Source organism: Aquabacterium sp., assembly GCF_004297345.1.
Lineage (GTDB): Bacteria > Pseudomonadota > Gammaproteobacteria > Burkholderiales > Burkholderiaceae_C > Aquabacterium.
The window spans coordinates 1-1,971 of the sequence record NZ_SCTN01000006.1 but is presented as its reverse complement, the minus strand read 5'-3'; the positions used below and the strand labels follow the sequence as shown (position 1 = coordinate 1,971).

Sequence of the window (1,971 nt, the reverse complement as noted above, 5' to 3'; positions counted from 1 at the left end):
CTCCATCAGCTTCAAGGCTGCGCCGACCATGGCCAGCACGATGTTGGTGGGCATGCTGCTGACAACGCTGGGATTGTGGGCTTATGCGATTGCAGTGGCGCTGATTCGCCTGCGCTGCATCGTGCTGGAGCGTGAGCACGATGCGCAATGGGTGCATCAACTGCCAGAGGTGAGCTACGAATGGGAACGGGCATGAATTGGAACAGTTGGGCTGAAGTTGTGGCCATGGGCGGCTATGGCCAGTATGTGTGGGGATCGCTCCTGGTTGTGGCCGCTGTGATTGCCGTCGAGTTGATTGAGTTGTTCTTGCGACGGCGAGCCGCCTTGCGGTCGCTGCGCTTGAACTTGACGGAGCATGCATGAAGGCCCGACACAAGCGTTTGACCCTGGTGTTGGTCGGTTTATCTGGCCTGGGCCTGGCCGCATGGCTGGTGCTCAACGCCTTTCAAAAGAACCTGGTCTTCTTTTTCACCCCCAGTCAGATCCAGGCTGGCGAGGCGCCGCACGATCGGAGCTTCAGGGTGGGCGGCATGGTGGAGAAGGGCAGTTTGCAGCGTCTTCCAGATGGCATGACCTACCGCTTTGTTGTGACCGACAACGCTCAGCACGTGGCTGTGCATTACAAGGGCTTGTTACCCGATCTGTTCAAGGAGGGCAAGGGCGTGGTGGCGCAGGGCAAGCTCGGTGCGGATCGCAGCTTCGTGGCAGACGAGGTGCTGGCCAAGCACGATGAGAACTACATGCCGCCTCAAGCGGCCTACGCCATGGAGCAGGCGCGTCAGAAAAAGGAGCAGCCATGATTCCTGAGTTGGGTAATGTGGCGCTGATATTGGCGCTGGGGCTGGCCACCCTGCTGGGCGTGCTGCCCATGTGGGGTGCCTGGCGGCAAGATGGGCGCTGGATGTCGCTTGCGCGCCCTCTGGCGGCAGGGCAGTTCCTGCTGGTGGTGCTGGCCTTTGGCATCTTGATCTCGGCGTTCGTGGGGAATGACTACTCGGTGGTCTATGTCGCCAGCAATGCCAACTCCTTGCTACCGGTCTATTACCGCATCGCGGGGGCGTGGGGTGGCCATGAAGGCTCATTGCTGCTCTGGCAGGTGATGCTCACTGGATGGACCTTGGCTGTGGCCTTGTTCAGTCGCAACTTGCCACAGGTGACCGTGGCGCGCGTGCTGGCCGTACTCGGCCTGATCAGCGTGGGGTTTCTGAGCTTCACGCTGTTCACGTCCAACCCTTTCGAGCGTGTGTTGCCCGCACCGCCGGATGGTCGTGATCTGAATCCCTTGTTGCAGGACTTCGGCATGATCGTGCACCCGCCCTTGCTGTACATGGGTTATGTGGGCTTCTCGGTGGCGTTCGCCTTTGCCATCGCCGCACTGATCGGTGGCCAGCTGGATGCCGCGTGGGCCAAGTGGTCGCGCCCCTGGACCTTGGCTGCGTGGGTCTTCCTGACGCTCGGCATCCTGCTGGGCAGCTTCTGGGCCTATTACGAACTGGGCTGGGGCGGCTGGTGGTTCTGGGATGCGGTCGAGAACGCATCCTTCATGCCCTGGCTGGTTGGCACGGCGCTGGTGCATTCCCTGTCCGTGACCGAGAAGCGTGGCAGCTTCAAGAATTGGACGGTGCTGCTGGCGATTCTGGCCTTCTCGCTGTCTCTGCTGGGCACCTTCCTGGTCCGCTCCGGTGTGCTGACTTCGGTGCATGCCTTTGCCTCAGATCCACGCCGTGGCCTCTACATCCTGGTCTTCCTGTTGATCGTGATTGGTGGCTCCTTGGCGCTGTACGCCTGGCGTGCACCCAAGGTGGGGCTGGGCGGGCGATTCAGCCTGTTCTCGCGCGAGTCGCTGCTGCTGCTCAACAACGTGTTTCTGGTGGTCACGGCAGGCACCATCTTGCTGGGAACGCTCTATCCCCTGGCACTGGATGCGCTGGGTGCAGGCAAGATCTCGGTGGGGCCTCCGTATTTCGAGTC

3 protein-coding genes and 1 pseudogene are annotated in these 1,971 nt (G+C 61.4%); all 4 read left to right on the top strand.

Annotated features, from left to right (window positions below; all coding sequences use genetic code 11):
* Positions 1–196, top strand: a pseudogene (locus EPO09_RS00185) (heme ABC transporter permease); the annotation flags it as partial.
* On the top strand, positions 193–363 hold the full coding sequence (gene ccmD / locus EPO09_RS00180) for a heme exporter protein CcmD (RefSeq protein ID WP_290638999.1): 171 nt from the start codon (positions 193–195) through the stop codon (positions 361–363). The pseudogene EPO09_RS00185 and the gene ccmD, both read left to right, overlap by 4 nt.
* Positions 360–800, top strand: coding sequence for a cytochrome c maturation protein CcmE (ccmE, locus tag EPO09_RS00175; RefSeq protein ID WP_290638997.1), 441 nt, complete (start codon positions 360–362; stop codon positions 798–800). The genes ccmD and ccmE overlap by 4 nt, the downstream gene beginning before the upstream one ends.
* Positions 797–1,971 (top strand): heme lyase CcmF/NrfE family subunit (locus EPO09_RS00170; protein WP_290638995.1); only part of this gene is annotated, 1,175 nt, incomplete at its 3' end. The genes ccmE and EPO09_RS00170, both read left to right, overlap by 4 nt.